Annotated in this window: 14 protein-coding genes and 1 riboswitch; of the genes, 13 read left to right on the plus strand and 1 reads right to left on the minus strand. The window is 31.1% G+C overall.

Annotated features, from left to right (window positions below):
* Positions 1-201: 201 nt before the first annotated feature.
* The 13 genes from N4A57_RS14080 to disA all read left to right on the plus strand — a co-directional run bounded on the left by N4A57_RS14080 (position 202) and on the right by disA (position 18,613).
* A complete protein-coding gene (locus N4A57_RS14080) occupies positions 202-1,281 on the plus strand; it encodes a discoidin domain-containing protein (RefSeq protein ID WP_293658634.1) in 1,080 nt (359 codons plus the stop codon).
* Between the two features lie 192 nt (positions 1,282-1,473).
* Positions 1,474-2,634, plus strand: coding sequence for an exonuclease SbcCD subunit D (locus N4A57_RS14085; protein ID WP_293658635.1), 1,161 nt, complete (start codon positions 1,474-1,476; stop codon positions 2,632-2,634).
* Entirely contained in the window at positions 2,634-5,774 is a 3,141-nt protein-coding gene (locus tag N4A57_RS14090; protein WP_293658636.1) for an AAA family ATPase, read from the plus strand. Before N4A57_RS14085 ends, N4A57_RS14090 begins: the two co-directional genes overlap by 1 nt.
* A gap of 106 nt (positions 5,775-5,880) precedes the next feature.
* Positions 5,881-5,966, minus strand: a riboswitch (cyclic di-GMP riboswitch).
* Positions 5,967-6,267: 301 nt separating this feature from the next.
* Complete coding sequence (locus N4A57_RS14095) at positions 6,268-6,843, plus strand: pentapeptide repeat-containing protein (RefSeq protein WP_293658637.1); 576 nt, start codon at positions 6,268-6,270, stop codon at positions 6,841-6,843.
* A gap of 229 nt (positions 6,844-7,072) precedes the next feature.
* The gene (gene fusA, locus N4A57_RS14100) at positions 7,073-9,139 is read left to right on the plus strand and encodes an elongation factor G (RefSeq protein ID WP_293658638.1); all 2,067 of its coding nucleotides are present in this window, start codon (positions 7,073-7,075) and stop codon (positions 9,137-9,139) included.
* Between the two features lie 219 nt (positions 9,140-9,358).
* A complete protein-coding gene (locus N4A57_RS14105) occupies positions 9,359-10,753 on the plus strand; it encodes a YcdB/YcdC domain-containing protein (RefSeq protein ID WP_293658639.1) in 1,395 nt (464 codons plus the stop codon).
* A 194-nt stretch (positions 10,754-10,947) separates the two neighbouring features.
* Entirely contained in the window at positions 10,948-11,415 is a 468-nt protein-coding gene (locus tag N4A57_RS14110) for a CtsR family transcriptional regulator (RefSeq protein ID WP_293658640.1), read from the plus strand.
* Positions 11,416-11,419: 4 nt separating this feature from the next.
* Positions 11,420-11,929: a UvrB/UvrC motif-containing protein gene (locus N4A57_RS14115; protein ID WP_293658641.1), complete on the plus strand. Its 510-nt coding sequence runs from the start codon at positions 11,420-11,422 to the stop codon at positions 11,927-11,929.
* Between the two features lie 9 nt (positions 11,930-11,938).
* Positions 11,939-12,943, plus strand: a complete 1,005-nt coding sequence (locus N4A57_RS14120) for a protein arginine kinase (protein ID WP_293658642.1) — start codon at positions 11,939-11,941, stop codon at positions 12,941-12,943.
* Between the two features lie 15 nt (positions 12,944-12,958).
* On the plus strand, positions 12,959-15,388 hold the full coding sequence (locus tag N4A57_RS14125; RefSeq protein WP_293658643.1) for an ATP-dependent Clp protease ATP-binding subunit: 2,430 nt from the start codon (positions 12,959-12,961) through the stop codon (positions 15,386-15,388).
* 131 nt (positions 15,389-15,519) lie between these two features.
* Positions 15,520-15,957: an ACT domain-containing protein gene (locus tag N4A57_RS14130; protein WP_293658644.1), complete on the plus strand. Its 438-nt coding sequence runs from the start codon at positions 15,520-15,522 to the stop codon at positions 15,955-15,957.
* Between the two features lie 159 nt (positions 15,958-16,116).
* Entirely contained in the window at positions 16,117-17,484 is a 1,368-nt protein-coding gene (radA, locus tag N4A57_RS14135; RefSeq protein ID WP_293658645.1) for a DNA repair protein RadA, read from the plus strand.
* Between the two features lie 76 nt (positions 17,485-17,560).
* On the plus strand, positions 17,561-18,613 hold the full coding sequence (gene disA / locus N4A57_RS14140) for a DNA integrity scanning diadenylate cyclase DisA (protein WP_442863862.1): 1,053 nt from the start codon (positions 17,561-17,563) through the stop codon (positions 18,611-18,613).
* A 54-nt stretch (positions 18,614-18,667) separates the two neighbouring features.
* On the opposite strand, the gene N4A57_RS14145 is transcribed toward disA, so the two are convergent.
* Positions 18,668-18,766, minus strand: a 99-nt coding sequence (locus N4A57_RS14145) for an IS3 family transposase (protein ID WP_293658633.1), incomplete at its 5' end; no start/stop codon positions are given.

Raw genomic sequence — 18,766 nt, forward strand, 5'->3', positions numbered from 1 at the left:
AAATCTACTGAAATTAGCTATATAATTTTGGTACTTATGTGAGGTCGGTGCGACCTTGTTAGCTTGGGTAAACTTGGCACGTTGGTGCTATTGACCAAGAAGCTCCCACTTCAACCGTTAGGTAAGTGGAGAGTAGTTCACGAAGGATCTGAATTTATATGGTTTATCCTATTTAACCCAATATAGATAAGGAGGATTAATTTGAGAATAAGAAATATTTTAATGTTATGTTTAGTCATGTTTTTGTTAGGAATATTAAACGACAGCTATATATATGCAGATGATATACTACCTGCATATAAAAATGATAGACAAAAGAGTGAAATAGAGGCCAGGGAAGTAAGATTTTATAATATAAAAAGAAGTGAGGCATCTACTAATTTAAAGAAATATCCCTTAGAAAATGCCTTTGATAAAGATTTAAATAGAGTATGGGTGGCAGGAACTAAAGGAAATGATAAAGGGCAATGGATAGAGGTAGAATTTAAAAATCCAATACCTATAGGAGTTATAGGTATAGTTAATGGATATAGGAAAAATGAAGCTACCTATTATAACAATAGGCGAGTGAAAAAGTTAAAACTAGAGATGTTTAAAGAAGGGAAAAAAATAAAGGAGTCTGTAGTAGACCTGGTGGATAGAGAGTATTATGAAGGTGGATTTGTGTCTAATTTAGATTATATATTAAAGGATAATTATAAGGGTTATATAATGGATAAATTTAGACTGACCATATTAGATACCTATGAGGGAAATAAATATGATGATCTATGTATAGATGAGATATTAATATTGAATGAAGAAGATTATTATAAATATAAATTAAAAAAATTATACAATAAAAAGAATTTAACTAAAAGAGATCATAGTGACCTTTTAAAGTATTTATCTTATGTGGATGATTATAATATGGGTGAAGATATTTACTTAGACAGTTTGATAGGAATTATAGATGTTAATACTATGGAAGAGAAAGATTATAAGAATTTATTCTATATAACTAATCATGTGGACGGAGCAGCAGCAGAGGCATATGGTTTCATCATATATGAGGCTTTCTTACGGGACAGTGGAGTATTTATGAAAGAACTTATAAAAAATGACTTTCTTATGGAAAATTATGTAGGCCATATTGTTTTTGAATCAAAATTTAAGGAAGAGAAAAATTTAGTGTGTGATAAATTAGATAGTTTAATCCATAGTGATAGATTTTCAGAGGATGAAAAGGCTAAAATAAAGAAATTTAAGAGTAGATACTTAAATGAATATGAAAAATTTTGAAGGAGATTCAATATTTGATACATAAATATAACAAAAAGATTCTAAATTATAATCTATTATAATTAATATGTAAATTAGAGGTATGAGAAATAACTCATATCTCTTTAATAATGTGTCACTTTTTATAAGGTTCTTAAGGATATAATTACATGTGATAAAATAGTAGTGATATTTATTTAGGAGAGGATAAGCATGAAGATAATCCATACGGCAGATTGGCATATAGGAAAATTAGTCCACGGTATTCACATGACAGAAGACCAGGCATATATATTAGAAGAATTCATAAAATTAATAGAAATAGAAAAACCACAGGTAGTAATAATAGGAGGAGACTTATATGATAGGTCTATCCCTCCAGTGGAGGCTGTGGAACTACTAGATTATGTATTTACTAGGATAATAGATATGGGGGTGAAAATAGTTGCCATAGGGGGGAATCACGATTCTGCTGATAGGGTATCCTTTGGTAACAAGATACTTAAAAACAAGGGACTATATATAGAGGGAAAAATAAAGGATACTATAGAACCTATAAAAATAGAAGATGAACATGGCCCTGTGAACTTTTATCTTCTACCCTATGCAGATCCAGTAATAGTAAGGGAAGTATATGGGGATGAAGAAGTAAAGAGCCATGATATGGCTATGAAAGTAATAATAGATAAGATAAAAGAAAATATGAATAGGGATGAAAGGAATATATTAGTTTGCCATTCCTTTTTGAGGGGAGATAGGGACCCTGAGACTTCAGAGTCGGAACTTCCCCTATCTATAGGTGGTAGTGAGTATGTTAGTGTAGATCATTTTATGGATTTTGATTATGTGGCTTTAGGTCATTTACACAGACCACAAAGGGTTAAAGAAGAAAAAATCAGATATTCAGGATCATTACTTAAATACTCCTTTTCTGAAACTAATCAAAATAAATCTGTGACCCTAATAGATATGAATGAAGATGGACAAGTTGAAATGAAATTTGAGAAATTAAATACCATTAGGGACATGAGAAAGATAAAGGGTGAGATAAATAAATTATTAGACCCTAGTGTGTATGAGGGTACTAATTGTGATGATTATATAATGGCCATATTAACAGATGAGGGAGAAATTATAGATCCCATAGGAAAATTGAGACAAGTATATCCTAATATACTAAGAATTGAGAGAGAATCTAGGGATGAATTGGAAAACACAAGGACTAGTGCATCTAAGGAATATACTAAAAAATCATTAATAGACTTATTTGATGAGTTTTATGCTAGTATGACTAAAAATGAATTTGATGAAGAAAAGACTAATACATTAATTAGTGTTATAAAGACTTTAAAAGGTGAAGGGAGAGAAGTGTAATGCGTCCCTTAAAACTTACTTTATGTGGATTTGGGCCCTATGCAGGGAAGGAAATTATAGAGTTTAGTAAACTTGAAGATAAAAACATATTTTTAATAACGGGGCCTACAGGTGCTGGAAAGACTACCATATTTGATGGAATAACCTACTCACTATATGGAGAAAGTAGCGGTGAACAAAGGGGTGTAGACAGCCTAAGAAGTCAATTTGCAAAGGATAGTCTATTAACAGAAGTGGAACTTGAGTTTGAACTTAGGGGTAAAAGGTATCATGTCCATAGGATACCAAGACAAGTTAAGAAAAAGAGTAGGGGAGAGGGATATACAGAACAAAAGCCTGATGCAACCCTAAAGGAACTAGATGGAGACAAAATAATTAGGGGTGTAAATAATGTTACTAAGGAAATAGAAACTTTACTTGGCATAAATGTGGGCCAATTTAGACAAATAATCATGATTCCCCAGGGAGAATTTAGAAAATTACTTATATCTGATTCTCAAGAAAGGGAGAAGGTATTACAAAGGTTATTTGATACGAGTATATATAAGCTAGTAGAGAGAAAACTAGATGCTCAAGCCTCTGAATTATATAAGGAAATAAAGAATAGTCAGACTAGGAGAAATGAAAGAGTTAAGGTAATAAATTGTGGAGAAAATCATGAACTTAAAAGTTTTATAGATAGTGATAGAAGTATAATAGAGATTATTCCTAAGATTGAAGAACATATAAAAGATTATAAAGAAAAAATCAAGGAGATAAAAGATGAAATAAAGATTATAGAAAAGGATGAAGAAAATAAAAATAAGGAACTATTAAAAACTAAAGGGAATAATGAAAAAATATTAAAAAAGGAAAGGATAGAGGAAGAAAAGAATATCTTAGAAAGTAAAAAAGATGAAATAGAAAAAAATAAGATTGACCTAGAAAAAATTAAGGCTGCTCAAAATATAAAGTATTTAGAAGATAATTATGATGAAGTATTAAGGGAGAAAAATGAAAAAAATAAAGGTTTAAAGGATTTAGCTAATTTAATTAAAATTAGTGATGAAAAAATACTTAGCCTAAAAAATAAGTTAAAGGATGAAGAGGATAAGGAAGAAATTCGAAATAACTTATATAAGGAAATAGAAGATCTAAAGTCTAAAGAAGAAAATATTAAATCCTTCAATATTAGGAAGAGAAATTTAGAAAAATTAGAGAAGGAAGTTAAAAATATAGAATTAGAAATAAAGAAATTAGAAGCAAATATGAAAAAATTAAAAACTGAAGAAGAAGAGATTGGAGAATCTTTAGAAAAATCTAGGGATATAACCATAGCCTATGAAAAATATAAGCATGAATATGAAAGCAAAAAAAGTATATTAAATAAAATAGTTAAGATCCATAGGGATATGGAAACTTTAGATGGTTACTTAAATAACTTTAAAAGTGCTAAGGATAAACTTAAAAAATTAAAGGAAGATTATGAAAGAGAGTTAAAGGACTATAAGAAATTAGAAAAACTATGGTTAGAAGGACAGGCCTATTTATTAGCTAAAGATTTACATAATGGAGACCCATGTCCTGTCTGTGGGGCTAAGGAACATATAAAATTAGCCAATTCTAAGGAATATGTTCCATCTAAAAAGGAATTAGAATCAAAGAAAAGTGATTTAGAAAAAAAGGAAAAATCCTATAAGGGTGCCGATGAGACTTTCAGAAACATAAAATCTGAGCTAGAAGTTAAAAAAACCCTATTTGAACAATATAAGGAAGAATTATCCCATTTAATAGGTATGGATTTAAATCCTTTAAAATCAAAGGAATTTAATCTATTATTAGGGGAAAAGGAAAAAGAATTTAATGAAAGTTTAGTAAGTATAAATGGGAAAATAAAAAATACGGAAAAGAATATGAAGGATAGGGACCTTAAAAAATCAAAACTAAAAGATATAAAAGAATCTATAAAATTAAATGAAGAGAAGATTAAAAAAACAAATGACCAATATAAGTCCCTTAACGAAAAATATGTATTTGAAAAATCTCAGTTTAATTTAATAAAATCCCATATAGATGAAAAACTATTAGACTATGAATACTACATAGGTCTAGTTAAAAAAAGGGAAAAAGAATATGAAAAAATGAAAGAAAATCTAAAGGCTGCCCGTGAAGGATATGATAAAGAAAAGAATCATAATGTAAATTTAAAAGCTCGAGAAGAAGAGATGAAAAAGAGCAGGGATTCTTTAATGGAAAAGGAAAAGAAATCTAGGGATGCCTTTGAAGAACAAGTGAAAAATAGCATATTAAAATCTAATGAAGAATATTCCCTTTGGAAAGACAAAATAGATAATATAAAATCCATGGAAGAAAAAATAAAGTCCTTTGATGAAAAATTTAAATCTGTAATGGATAGATATGAAGATATGAAAAAGGAAACTAAGGACTTAAAATATATAGATGTGAAAGAATTAGAAGAAGAAATAAATAATATAAAGATGGGGCTAAAGGAAAAAACTTCTTTTAAAGCTACATTAGAAAGTAATATGAAAATAAATAAGGAAAATTTGAAGATAATAAAAAAGATTACAGAAGAAATAAGTGTAAAGGAAGAAAAATATAGACTCATAGGACATTTAGCCCAGGTGGCAAAGGGTCAAAACAAAGAGGGTATAACCTTTGAAAGATACGTATTAGCAGCCTTTTTAGATGATATAATCTATGCGGCAAATATGAGATTAAAGAAAATGACTCAAGGAAGATATGTATTAAACAGGGTAAATACTAGACTAGATAAAAGAAAACAAAGTGGCCTAGAGCTAGAAGTCCTAGATAATTATACGGGAAAGTATAGGCACGTAAAAACTTTATCAGGGGGGGAAAGTTTTAAAGCGTCCCTAGGATTAGCACTAGGCCTATCTGATGTTGTCCAATCCTATGCAGGTGGAATAAATTTAGATACTATGTTTGTAGACGAAGGTTTTGGAACTCTAGATAGTGAATCTTTAGATAGTGCCATAAACTGTTTGATTGACTTAAAGGAATCAGGAAGATTAGTAGGTATCATATCACATGTAAGTACTTTGAAAGAGAGAATAAACAATCGTCTTGAAGTAATTAGTACAAATCAAGGTAGTAGTACAAGGTTTCATATATTATAGAAGGTCCTAATTTTAAGGGCCTTTTTATTTATATAAAAAAAACTTTACATATTTATGTAAAGTTTCTAGATGATTGTATTAGTATTAATTTTAAAAAAAAGGTAATGCTGGTAACCTGGCAATCATAGAAATTGTTTCCTTAGACCCATAGCTTTGCGACCTCGCCTTTCGACGAGTGTGCCTTTATCAACATATGAGGAGATAAAAAGAAAATATGTGCGAAGTGAAATTGATGTAAAAAAATGGAACAAAATGTATTATTTTGTTATCATTTATCTAAATTTTAATATAAAACTCAAAAAAAATCAAGACATATTTGGAAAATAATTCTTTTTTTCAGAGTAAAAACAATTTTTAAAGATTTCCAAATATATCATATGAAATGTTAAAATAAGTATAGATTTATAATTTGGAAACTTCCTTTATGTGAGCTTACTTTTGGTAAACATATTTGAAGCTGTTGATTCTTAAATGGTAATATGGAGGTGTTTTAATGTTTAACAAAATAGAATTTGAAAATGAAAAATTTAATAATATAGATGCTTATGAAGAAAATTTATCAGATAAAACCTTTGAAGATTGTGAGTTTACAAACTGTGATTTTTCAGAGGTGAATTTTTCCCTTAGTACCTTTGAAGATTGTGTATTTAAAGGATGTAATTTAACTTTAACTAATTTTAAAGAAAGTAGATTAAGGGGAGTCTTATTTCAACAATGTAAGTTAATGGGTATAAACTTTAGCCATTGTGATACTTTCATAGTAGAAATGAATTTTCATAAAAATATTATTAATAATTGTAATTTTTCTAGCTTGAATTTGAAAAAAACTAGTTTTAAGGAATGTGAAATAAGTAGTAGTGATTTTGTGGATTCTAACTTAGAAGAATGTGATTTTAGGAATGTCATCTTTATAAGAAGTATATTTTCTAACACTACTTTAAAGAAGGCCAATTTCATAGATGCAAAGGGATATGATATAGATCCTATGAATAACAACATAAAAAAAGCAAAGTTTTCATTACCAGAAGCTATGGGATTATTAAAGTATTTAGATATAGTAATAAAATAAAAGGGTATGCCTTATGCTCAAAGTAACTTTTTTCAGTATCTGCGTATAAAAAGAAATGATAAATCCATAATAAAGTTAGAACATATGGAAAAATGATGAAATAATTCAGAAAATTTACAAAAGAAATAGAATGAAAAGGAGGAATTTTCAGAAAAATACAGAATAGGTATATTTAGAGTGCATTTGTCATTTTAAACCACATCATTATAAAGGCGAGGGGGAAGTCATTATGAAACAATACGCAAGTGATAAAATAAGAAATGTAGCATTACTTGGTCATGGAGGTTGTGGAAAAACTGTCTTAACTGAAGCTATGCTATATACAACAAAACTTAACAATAGAATTGGAAAAACTGAAGATGGAAATACTGTTTCTGACTTTAATAAACAAGAAATAGAAAGACAATTATCTATTAGTACGAGTTTAATTCCTATTGAATGGAAAAATAATAAATATAATATATTAGACACCCCAGGATATTTTGATTTTGTAGGAGAAGTGAATGGAGCCTTAAGAATAGCAGGAGGAGCAGTTATTGTAATAGATGCATCTTCTGGAGTTGAAGTTGGTACAGAAAAGGCATGGAAGTACTTAGCTAAAAGAAAGATGCCAAGAATAGTTTATATTAACAAGATGGATAAGGATAATGTTAACTATGATAAGATTATAAATCAATTAAGAGAACACTTTGGAAAGGCTATAGCACCCTTTGCCATACCACTAGGAACTGATAATGGTTTGAGAGGTTTAGTTAATGTGGCAGATATGGTTGCTAGGGAGTATAACGGAAAAGAATGTGTAGATGCTCCCATTAAGGAAGAATGGCTAGAGAGAATCAATCCAATTAGAGAAATGCTTATAGAGTCCGTTGCAGAAAGTGACGAAGAGTTAATGGAAAAATACTTTGAAGGTGAACCTTTTACTGAAGAAGAAATTCATAAGGGCCTTAGAAAGGGAGTACTTGCAGGAGATATTGTTCCTGTATTAGTAGGTTCTGCTATAAATAACATAGGAACCCATACCCTCCTTAATATGATAGAGGATTATATGCCTAATCCAAAGGATATGGCAGCTTATGAGGGAATAAACCCTAATAATGAAGAGGAAATAATTAGAGAAATTACACCTAGTGAACCATTTTCTTCATTGATATTTAAGACTGTAGTTGACCCATATGTGGGAAAGATTTCTCTTATGAAGGTCATATCTGGTGAATTAAATTCTGATATGGAAGTATATAATCCAGATAAGGATGAAATAGAAAAAATTGGTCATATATTTACCCTAAGGGGTAAGAAACAAATAGATGTTAAAAAGGCAATAGCAGGTGATGTGGTAGCCGTATCAAAATTAGAGTATGCTTCTACGGGAGATACTTTATGTGATAAAAATAATCCAATTAAGTATAAAAATATCTTCTTCCCACAACCTACTCTATTCATGGCAATTGAGCCAAAGTCTAAAGGTGATGAAGAAAAGATAGGAACTGGATTACATAAATTAATGGAAGAGGACCCAACTTTCATAGTAGAAAGAAATAAGGAAACCCGTCAAACATTAATTGGTGGTCAAGGAGATATGCATATAAATGTTGTAACTGCAAAATTAAAGGAAAAGTTTGGTGTAGATGTAACCTTGGCTGATCCTAAGATTCCTTATAGGGAAACTATAAAGGGAAAGGCTGATGTTCAAGGTAAACATAAGAAACAGTCTGGTGGACATGGTCAATATGGAGATGTAAAAATAAAGTTTGAGCCTGCAAATGAGGATTTTGTATTTGAAGAAAAAATATTTGGAGGATCTGTACCTAAAAACTATATACCGGCCGTTGAAAAGGGATTAAGAGATTGTATGGAATCTGGAGTATTAGCAGGATTCCCAGTTGTTAATATGAGAGCCATATTATATGATGGTTCTTACCATGATGTGGATTCATCTGAGATGGCATTTAAAATAGCTGCATCCTTAGCCTTTAAAAAGGGAATGGAACAAGCTACCCCTGTATTACTAGAACCTATTATGAAGGTGGAAGTAGTAATGCCAGATGATTATATGGGTGACATTATGGGAGATATGAACAAACGTAGAGGTAGAATACTAGGTATGGAACCAACTGGTGACGGAAATCAAAAGGTTATAGCAGAAGCTCCTCAATCAGAATTATTTAAATATGCCATAGACTTAAGATCTATGACTCAAGCAAGGGGAAGCTTTACTATGGAATTTGTTAGATATGACGAAGTACCTATGCACTTAAGTGACAAGATTGTACAAAGCTATAAAGAAGATAAATAAATATTTAGGCATATGAAAGAAATAACCAGTGAAATGACTAATTTATTTTTTGAATATGCCTTAGACGGTGATTTTTAAATCACCATCTTTTAAAAATCTATTAAAAAGGGAATTGATACATTAGAACTATAAAAAAGCGGTGATTTTTATCACCGTTTTTTACGTATAAGTGATATAATTTTAAATAAATAATATACTCTAGGGGGAGAGGAGAAAAAAATGAAAGTTATAGAGAATATAGCCTTTATTGTAATATTAGCCATAATAGTATTCTTTCCTAGTTCTTCTTATGCGAATGAGGAAATGTCCATGCAAGATGCATTAGATAAATTAGAAGAGTTTATGGAAGAAAATTTTAATAAGGATATAAAAAGGGATTATAAGACTACAATTAGTTTTGACGGGGAGCATAATGAATTTGAAATAAATGTGGAAAATGAAAATGAAACCATGAGATTTTTAATAGATAATAGGGTTTATAATTATAGGTATAGGGATAAAAGAGATGATAAAATTCTTCCTAATATAACTATGGAAGAGGGAAAAGAAATAGCAGATGAATTTTTAAAGAAAAATATAGATAATAGATTTTATAATTTAAAATTAAAGGATCATGTTATAATAGGTTCCCAACTAGATAATTATGTATTTTGGTATGAAGAATATATAGAAGGGATAAAAGTAGATAAAAGTTTTGTCATGGTATATGTGGATGGAAATACTGAAGAAATAACCTATTATGACAATGGATTAAAAAAGTATGATTCAGTAGATAAAGGGAAAGATTTAATAGGTGAAGATAGGGCTAAGAACATATTAAAAGATAATATACATATGAAGTTGATTAAAGAAGATGAAGATTATATATATAGGCCAATGTTTGGTTATGATGCCCATTTAGTAGATGCCAACAGAGGAGAATATAAAAATATTTATAGGGATATTATAGATTCAGAAGGGTTAGATTATGAATTTATTAAAGACATAATGAATAAGGAAAGGGCAACGGAAATATATTTTAATAACTTGAAACTGATTATGAAATATATACTTGAAGAAAATAATTTAAAACTAGTATATGCCATAAAAAGTCCTGAGAAAATAAAGGCAATAGATGGAAGTATAATTAAAGAAGATGATTATGAAAAGCACATGGAATTAAAAGAGAACATATATGAAGGAGAAGGTATATACAAGGAAGTATTAGAGATACTATACCTTAGAAATATAATAGATAGAGATTACAACTTAGAGGAAAAACCAACTCGTGGACAAGTAATAAAATTAATGTCTAAAATATTGGGAAATAGAATACTCTATATGGGGGATGAAATAGAAGTATTGTATAGGGATGTGAACTATGATAGTCCCTATTATGAATATGTGAAAAATGCCATAAAGGATGACCTTATTGAAAATAAGGAAGAAGAGCTAAAATTAAATGAAGAAATAACCATAGAAGAACTAAGGAATATGATTTTATATAGTATAGAAGCTCAATCTAGATCAGATAGATACAAAGAAATAACATTAAATATATTTGACCAATATGATGACAAAGAATTTAATAACAGGGATTTAGCATATATATTGTACAATATTTTTTCAAAATAGCTAGATAATAAAAAGGACATAACGAAAAGTTAGTCCTTTTTGTTTTTCCTATTTTATAAATTTTATTTTGGGAAATAATACATATAGATTTATAATTGAAACCCTAAAAATTGGAAAAGTTCCGGGTTGATAAAAGGAAAAATATATTTTATAATTATATTAAAGTCAAAGAAAGTCAAAAACGGAGTGATTGTATGGCACGCATAAGCGATATTATAGAAATATTTATAAAGGAATTATTAGAAGATGCAAATGACAGGGAAATAGAGATACAAAGAAATGAGTTAGCCAATTATTTTAAGTGTGCACCATCTCAAATAAATTATGTTCTTACTACTAGATTTAGCCTAGATAAGGGATATATAGTAGAGGGTAGACGAGGTGGAGGCGGCCATATAAAAATAGTTCAAACTAATATGGATAAAGAGAACTTTATCAAATTAATACTCCATGAAATAGGAAATGCTATTTCTGCTATGAAAGCTAAATCTGTAATAGGTGTATTGAAAGATAAAAAATTTATTACAGATAGGGAAGCCCAGATTATGATTTCAGCCATAAGTGATAGAAGTTTAATTACTTCTACGAATATAAAGGATGAGGTTAGGGCTAATATTATGAAGGGGATGATTCTATCTCTTGTAAACTTTAATGGGAGGTAATATTATGTTTTGTGAAAACTGTAATGAAAGAACAGCCACAGTGCACCTTACTAAAATTATGAATAATAAAAAGACAGAAATTCATTTATGTGAATTATGTGCAAAGGAATCACAGAAGATGACCATGGATACTCCCTTTTCTATAAATAGTTTTTTAGCTAGTATATTAGATTCAATACAAGATTCTCCACTTAAGGTAGATTATATTCAAACTACAGAGTGTGATCATTGTAAAATGACCTATTCTCAGTTTAAGAACCTAGGAAGACTAGGATGTAGCCATTGTTATGATGCCTTTAAATTGAAATTAAACCCCCTCATAAAGAGGGTTCAAGGTCATGAAAGACATGTGGGGAAAATACCTAAAAAAATAGGTGGGAATTTTATAATTAAAAGGGAAATAGATGGACTTAAGAAGGAACTTAGTAAATCTATAGATAAGGAAGAATTTGAACAGGCGGCAGTCCTAAGGGATAAAATAAGAGGTTTAGAAAAGATATTAAAAGGGGAGTAGGTGATTAATATGACCAAATGGATAGATTGTAGTGGACCAGATGAGGATGTGGTTATAAGTACCCGCATTAGGCTTGCAAGGAATATAGAGAATATTCCCTTTCCCATAGCCCTTACAGATAAAAGTCAGCAAGAAGTTTATGATGAAATAAATAAGAATATGAATAAAGATGCTTATGAGTTAAAACTTATGAAGGAAATGGCAGATGAAGACAAATATATACTAGTGGAAAAGCATCTAATAAGTCCTAGTCTAATAGAATCTAGTTATGGAGGAGTATTGTTAAACAAGGATCAATCCATAAGTATTATGATAAATGAAGAAGATCATATAAGGATTCAATCCATACTTCCAGGATTTCAACTAAATGAGACCTATGAATTGGCAGATAAAACAGATGATGAGTTAGAAGGAAATATAAGGTATTCTTATGATGAAAGCCTTGGATATTTAACTTCTTGCCCTACTAATGTGGGAACGGGCATGAGAGCCTCTGTTATGGTTCATTTACCAGGAATTACTATTACCGATTATGTATCTAGGGTATTTCAAGCGGCTAATCAAATGGGGTTGGCCATTAGGGGCATATATGGAGAAGGAACCAAGTTCTTAGGAAATATATATCAAATATCTAATCAACTTACCTTAGGTAGAAGTGAAAAGGAAATAATAGAAAATTTAAAACATGTGACAAAACAAATCATCCAAAAGGAAAGGGAAATAAGAAAACGACTTCTTACGGATGATAGGATTCAATTAGAGGATAAAATATATCGTTCTTTAGGTATATTAAATTATGCAAGGGTATTGCAAGAAGTAGAATGTATGAAATTAATATCTAACTTAAGATTAGGTATATTTTTGGACATAATAAAACATATAGATTCATCCCTAATAAATAAAATGATTATTATGACCCAAACTCCTTATATAAAGAAGTTAATTCATACAGAAGATATTAATCTTATAAATAAGAAGAGGTCAGAAATAGTTAGAAATCTATTAAGGGCATAATCGGAGGTGAATAGGATGGATATATTTTCAAAATTTACTCAAAAGGCTCAGCGAGCCGTATTATTAGCACAAAAATCAGCAGAGAATTTTAAACATAAATATGTGGGAACAGAGCACATATTAGTAGGTCTTTTGAAAGAAGATACGGGAGCAGCTTATAAGGTTTTGACTAATTTAGGAATAAAAGTTTCATATATTGAAGAGAAGATAGAGAGGCTTGTGGGTAGTGGTGATAATACTTTCACCAAACTATTGGGTTTTACTCCTCGAAGTAAAAAGGTATTTGAACTTAGTATAGTGGAGGCTAGAAGGCTTAACCATAATTATGTGGGAACAGAACATATACTACTGGGCCTATTAAAAGAGGGGGAAGGAATTGGAGCTAGACTTTTATTAGATGGAGGTTTAGAAATTCCCAAAGTGAGAAATGAAATAATGAAATTCCTAGGAAATGAAAAAAGCAGTTTAAAGGAAGGTTCGCAACAGGTGCAAAAAAATACTCCCACTTTAAATGAATATGGAAGAGATTTAACAGATATGGCTAAGGAAGATAAACTAGACCCGGTTATAGGCAGAGAAAGGGAAATTGAAAGGGTAGTTCAAATATTAAGTAGAAGAACTAAGAACAATCCTTGCTTAATAGGAGAGCCAGGGGTAGGTAAAACGGCCATAGCAGAGGGATTAGCTCAGAAAATAGTGGAAGGAAATATACCTGAAATATTAAGGGATAAAAGGGTAGTAACACTAGATTTGGCATCCATGATAGCTGGAGCCAAATATAGGGGCGAATTTGAAGATCGATTAAAAAGGGTAATGGAAGAACTTAGAAAAGCACAAAATGTGATCTTGTTCATAGATGAAATGCACAATATAATTGGAGCTGGAGGAGCAGAAGGGGCCATAGATGCATCAAATATTTTAAAACCTGCTCTAGCCCGTGGGGAAATTCAAACAATTGGAGCTACTACCATAGATGAATATAGAAAGCATGTGGAAAAGGATTCTGCTTTAGAAAGAAGATTTCAGCCTATAACTATAGAGGAACCAACAGTGGATGAAACGATAGAAATCCTAAAGGGTCTTAGGGATAAGTATGAAGCCCATCACAGGGTTAAAATAACTGATAGTGCTCTAAGGGCTTGTGCAGAACTTTCTAGTAGATATATAACAGATAGATTCTTACCAGATAAGGCAGTGGATTTAATGGATGAGGCATCATCTAAGATAAGGCTTAGGATAGCTACTCAGCCACCGGAACTTAAGGATTTAGAAGAAAAAATAGAAGTATTATGCAAAGAAAAGGAGGCAGCCGTTAGTCAACAGGATTTTGAGAGGGCAGCATCCCTAAGGGATAAGGAAAGATCTGCTAAGGAAGAATTAGAAAATAGAAAAACAGATTGGAAGAAATATCAATCTAGTGGAATAGTTACGGAGGAAGAAATTGCACAAACCGTATCCGATTGGACAGGAGTTCCCGTTAAAAAATTGGCCCAAGAAGAGTCCCAAAGACTTTTAAATATGGAAAATATTCTTCATAGAAGGGTAATAGGTCAAAATGAGGCAGTAGATGCCGTATCTAGGGCCGTAAAAAGGGCTAGAGTAGGTCTTAAAGATCCTAAAAAACCAATAGGGTCCTTTATATTCTTAGGTCCAACAGGTGTGGGTAAAACGGAATTATCAAAGGCCCTAGCTGAAAGTTTATTTGGTGATGAGGATAGTATAGTTAGGGTAGATATGTCTGAATATATGGAAAAGCACGCCGTATCTAGGCTAGTAGGTTCACCTCCTGGGTATATAGGTCATGATGAAGGTGGCCAATTGACAGAGGCTGTGAGAAGAAAGCCCTATAGTGTAGTGTTATTTGATGAAATAGAAAAGGCCCACCCAGATGTATTTAATATACTACTTCAAATATTAGATGATGGAAGATTAACTGATTCTAAAGGAAAGGTAGTAAATTTTAAAAACACAGTAATAATAATGACTTCAAATGTGGGTGCCCAGACTATTAAAAAGCAAAAGACACTAGGTTTTGCCGGATTAGTAGAAGATGAAAAGAAAAATGAATATGAGAATATGAAAGAAAATGTAATGATAGAGCTAAAGAGGAAGTTTAGACCAGAGTTTTTAAATAGGATAGATGACATTATAGTCTTCCATCAATTAGACCAAGAGGATATATTAAAGATAGTAGATCTAATGGTGGAAAATTTAAAGAAGAGGATGGAAAGCCTAGGAATAGGTATGGACATAACTGCTCCTGCTAAAAAGCTTTTAGGTGAAAAGGGCTATGATAAAGAATATGGAGCTAGACCACTTAAAAGAACTATCACAAAATTATTAGAAGATGGATTGTCAGAAGAACTATTAAAGGGTACTATCAGAGGGGGAGATATGGTAGTTGTGAAAGTAGAAAATGGAAAAATCTCCTTTAAGAAAAAATAATATTTAATTAGTGTTAAGGGTTTGTATGCCTAAACCCTTAACACGGTCTTTTATTAATTGTTTAAAGACTCTATTTATGTTAATATAAAAAAGTGAAAAGGAATTCAATAAAATGACGAGGGGAATATTGTATGGATAAAAAATTTTTTATTGTACATAAAAAAATATTACCTGAAGTATTTGAAAAAGTACTAGAGGCAAAGGAATTGTTAAGAACTGGAAAAGCTAGAGGGATAACAGAAGCTACCCAAAAAACGGGCATAAGTAGAAGTACTTTTTATAAGTATAAGGAATATGTATCCCTGCCTTCTCAATTAGAAGGAGGTCAAAAGGCTACGGTTACTCTTTTACTAGATCATATGCCAGGAGTATTATCTAAACTTTTAAATGAAATTGCAGATATGAAAATTAATGTGCTTACTATAAATCAGGACATTCCCATAAATGGTATAGCCAACGTGAGTATGACCTTTGATCGTTCAAAATGTCAATTGCCAATGGATGAAATACTAGGACATTTAAGAAATATTAATGGAACTAACAAGGTAAGCCTTGTGGCCATGGAGTAAAGTTATGACTTTACTCTTTTTTTGTATATGTAGTTCTAAAGTAGTAATAAACCCTAAATATACCTATTTATACGTTGACTAGAGTAAAATCAAGGTATAAAATCAGATTATAAAGGTAATAGTGGAAATAAAAAGAATATAAAATAAAAAGGTGAAAATATGGCTAAAAAAGTAAAAAGTGTTTTTGTATGTCAAGAATGTGGAAATGAAAGTCCTAAGTGGATGGGTCAATGTATATGTGGAGCATGGAATTCCTTAGTGGAAGAAAAACCTGTAAAAAATTATACTAAATCTCCCACTCTAACTAGTTCTACATATCCTCAGCCTATTAATAAGGTAAAGACTGCAAATTATGAAAGGATAAATACCCATATAGGTGAATTAAACAGAGTATTAGGAGGAGGCCTTGTAAAGGGGTCCCTTACACTCATATCAGGGGAGCCAGGTATAGGGAAATCAACCCTTATACTACAAGCTTCTCACAAAATAGCCAAGAATTATGGCACTGTTTTATATGTTTCAGGAGAAGAGGCAGAAGAACAGATAAAAATGAGGGCACAGAGGCTTAATGCTATTCATGAAAATATAATGGTAGTATCAGAAACTAATGTGGACGTAATTGAAAATTATATTAAGGAAATTAAACCTGTATTTATTATTATAGATTCTATTCAAACTTTATTTAAACCAGACCTATCTTCTGCACCGGGAAGTGTATCACAAGTAAGAGAATGTAGTAATGTACTTATGAGAATAGGTAAAGGAAATGATATCCCCATATTTATAGTAGCCCATGTGACTAAAACAGGGGATTTAGCAGGTCCTAGGATTTTAGAGCATTTAGTGGATACTGTACTTAGTTTTACAGGAGAAAGAACCCAAGAATTTAGAGTTGTGAGAGCCGTTAAAAATAGATTTGGAACTACTAGTGAAATAGGAGTATTTGAAATGAAAGAAGAGGGGTTAGTAGAGGTAGGAAACCCTTCAGAGATATTTTTAGAGAGTCTAAGTCCTGATGTGGAAGGAGCTATAGTAGTTAGTTCCTTAGAAGGAACTAGACCAATACTCCTTGAAATACAAGCTTTAGTAGCCCCTACCAATCTAGGATTTGCAAGGAGAACTGCCGTAGGAATAGATTTAAATAGATTAAATCTAATGTTGGCTGTATTGGAAAAGAAAGTAGGATTACCCCTTACTAATCAAGATGTATATGTAAATGTGGTGGGAGGATTAAAGCCAGAAGGAACTTCTAGTGATTTAGGACTTGCTTTAGCCATATACTCTAGTATGAGAGGGATTAGTATTGAGACTACTAAAGTATTGGCCATAGGAGAAATAAGTCTTACAGGAGAACTAAGACCCGTATCACATATTAGCAAAATGATAAAGGAAGCTTCTAAAATGGGATTTAAAAAATGTATAGTTCCATATAAGAGTGTAAGGAAAATGGAAAACATAGATGGAATAAAAATTATAGGAGTAAAATCCTTAAAAGAAGCAATAAATGGAATGTTTTACAGTAAATAGGGGTACAATAAGGATTAACTAGATTGGGAGGGCTATACAATTGGTAAAAGATGATAAAATAAAAGAAGAAGGAATAATGGAATCCATAAGAAGATTAGCTCCTGGAACTCCTCTTAGAGAAGGCCTTGAAAACATCCTTAGAGCTAAAACGGGAGCCTTAATAGTAATAGGTGATAATAAAGATGTGATGAATTTAGTAGATGGTGGGTTTAATATTAATATGGATTTAACACCTGCTTATATGTATGAATTGGCTAAAATGGATGGAGCCATAATACTAAGCTCAGATGCTAAGAAAATATTATATGCCAACACACAATTGATTCCAGACCCATCTATTCCTTCATCAGAGACTGGAATAAGACACAGGACGGCAGAACGTGTTGCTAGACAAACGGGACTAATTGTAATATCAATTTCTCAAAGACGAAATATAATTACCATATATAAGGGATACTCAAAGTATATTGTTCAAGATACTAATAAGATATTAAATAAAGCCAATCAGGCCATACAAACCTTAGAAAAATATAAAAAGGTATTAGACCAGGCCATGACAAATTTGACAGCCCTAGAATTTGAAGATCTAGTTACCATATATGATGTGGCAGTAGTTATACAGAGAACGGAAATGGTAATGAAAATAGTTGGAGAGATAGATAAGTATATAAGGGAGTTAGGAAATGAAGGCCGACTTGTAAATATGCAATTAGAAGAGTTATTAGTAAATGTAAAGGAAGATGGAGAGCAGATAATTAAAGATTATATACATGATTCTAGGATTGATGATATTCTCCATGCATCTAGGGAAATCAAGTATTTATCTTCTGATGAATTATTAGATTTAACAAATATATGCAAGATACTAGGCTATTATGGAGGTATAGATGTATTATTAGACACACCTGTACATCCTAGAGGTTATAGAATGTTAAGTAAAATACAAAGGTTGCCTATGGCAATTATTCACAAGGTAGTAATACACTTTGGTAATTTCCAGAAAATACTAAAGGCAACTACTGATGAATTAGATGACGTGGAAGGTATAGGAGAAATAAGGGCAAGGACTATTAAAGAGGGACTAAGAAGAGTCCAAGAGATAGCAGCACTAGATAGGCACATAAGATAAAAAAGAGACCTTTTTAAAATGGTACCTTTGTCAAGGACAATCTAAAAAAAGAGATTAAGATGCTAAAAGATGATTTCTGTATTGTACAGGAGTCATCTTTTTTAAATTCCATTGATATCTATAATTATTATAATATTTTATATAATTATTTAT

This window comes from Anaeromicrobium sp. (genome assembly GCF_025210435.1).
Lineage (GTDB): Bacteria > Bacillota > Clostridia > Peptostreptococcales > Thermotaleaceae > Anaeromicrobium.